The organism is Streptomyces sp. NPDC101194, from assembly GCF_044767885.1.
GTDB lineage: Bacteria > Actinomycetota > Actinomycetes > Streptomycetales > Streptomycetaceae > Streptomyces.
In genome coordinates this window covers 1-1,822 of the sequence record NZ_JBIWOS010000030.1, presented here as the reverse complement: position 1 = coordinate 1,822, position 1,822 = coordinate 1, and the positions used below count along the sequence as shown (strand labels likewise).

General features: G+C 69.3%; 2 protein-coding genes. Both read right to left on the bottom strand.

Annotation, left to right across the window (positions count from 1 at the left end):
• Positions 1-2 precede the first annotated feature (2 nt).
• Positions 3-965 carry an electron transfer flavoprotein subunit alpha/FixB family protein gene (locus ACIRP2_RS39575; protein WP_404258611.1) on the bottom strand — a complete coding sequence of 321 codons (963 nt, stop codon included), beginning with the start codon at positions 963-965 and terminating at the stop codon, positions 3-5.
• A gap of 57 nt (positions 966-1,022) precedes the next feature.
• Positions 1,023-1,808 (bottom strand): electron transfer flavoprotein subunit beta/FixA family protein, encoded by a 786-nt coding sequence (locus ACIRP2_RS39570; RefSeq protein WP_404258610.1) that lies wholly within the window; start codon positions 1,806-1,808, stop codon positions 1,023-1,025.
• Positions 1,809-1,822: the final 14 nt, after the last annotated feature.

Here is a 1,822-nt window from a genome sequence, read left to right as displayed (position 1 = left end):
GGTCAGCCCTTGCGGGACTCGACCTCGTCGGTGAGCTGGGGCACGACCTGGAAGAGGTCGCCGACGACGCCGTAGTCGACGAGGTCGAAGATCGGGGCCTCGGCGTCCTTGTTGATCGCGACGATCGTCTTGGACGTCTGCATGCCCGCCCGGTGCTGGATCGCACCCGAGATGCCCGAGGCGATGTACAGCTGCGGGGAGACGGACTTGCCGGTCTGCCCGACCTGGTTCGCGTGCGGGTACCAGCCCGCGTCCACCGCGGCACGCGACGCGCCGACGGCCGCACCGAGCGAGTCCGCGAGCGCCTCGATGACCGCGAAGTTCTCCGCACCGTTGACGCCACGGCCACCGGAGACGACGATCGCGGCCTCCGTCAGCTCCGGACGGCCCGTCGACTCGCGCGGCGTACGCGACAGCACCCTCGTGCCGGTCGCCTGCGCCGAGAACGACACCTCCAGCGCCTCGACCGCACCCGCCGCCGCGAACGCCTCGACCGGAGCCGAGTTCGGCTTGACCGTGATCACCGGCGTGCCCCTCGACACCCGGGACCTCGTCGTGAACGACGCCGCGAACGCCGACTGCGTGGCGACCGGACCCTGCTCACCGGCCTCCAGATCCACCGCGTCCGTGATCACACCCGAACCGATCCGGACCGCGAGACGCGCCGCGATCTCCTTGCCCTCCGCGGAGGACGGGACCAGCACCGCCACTGGGGACAGCACCGCATGGGCCGCCTGCAGCGCGTCCACCTTCGGCACCACCAGATACTCGGCGAACTCCGGCGCGTCAGCGGTCAGGACCCGCACCGCACCGTGCTCGGCCAGCACCCCCGCGGTGTCGGCGGCCCCCCTGCCCAGCGCGACCGCGACCGGCTCACCGACCCGACGCGCCAGCGTCAACAGCTCCAGCGTGGGCTTGCGGACCGCACCGTCCACGTGATCGACATAGACGAGAACTTCAGCCATGGGACTTCAATCTCCTGCGAGTAACGAAGAAACGACGGGGAACGGACAACGCGGGAATCAGATGAACTTCTGGCCGGCCAGGAACTCGGCCAGCTGCCTGCCGCCCTCGCCCTCGTCCTTCACGATCGTGCCCGCCGTACGGGCCGGACGCTCCGCCGCGGAATCCACCACGGTCCACGCACCCGCCAGACCGACCTCGTCCGCCTCGATCCCCAGATCCCCCAGATCCCAGGACTGCACCGGCTTCTTCTTCGCCGCCATGATCCCCTTGAACGACGGATAACGCGCCTCACCCGACTGGTCCGTCACCGACACCACCGCCGGCAACGACGCCTCCAGCCGCTCCGACGCCGTGTCACCGTCCCGCCGCCCCCGCACGACCCCGCCCTCGACGGAGACCTCCGAGAGCAGCGTGACCTGCGGAACACCCAACCGCTCCGCCAGCACCGCCGGCAGCACACCCATCGTGCCGTCCGTCGACGCCATCCCGCAGACCACCAGGTCGTAACCCGCCTTCTCCACCGCCGCCGCCAGCACCAACGACGTCCCCATCACATCACTGCCGTGCAGATCGTCGTCCTCGACATGAACAGCCTTGTCCGCACCCATCGACAACGCCTTGCGCAACGCGTCCTTCGCGTCCTCCGGACCCACCGTCAGCACAGAGACCTCCGCGCCGTCCACCCCGTCCGCGATCTGCAGCGCCTGCTCCACCGCATACTCGTCCAGCTCCGACAACAGACCATCGACATCCTCACGGTCCACCGTCAGATCATCGGCGAAATGCCGGTCACCCGTGGCGTCGGGCACGTACTTCACACAGACAACGATCCTCAAGCTCACGCCGGCTCTCCTAC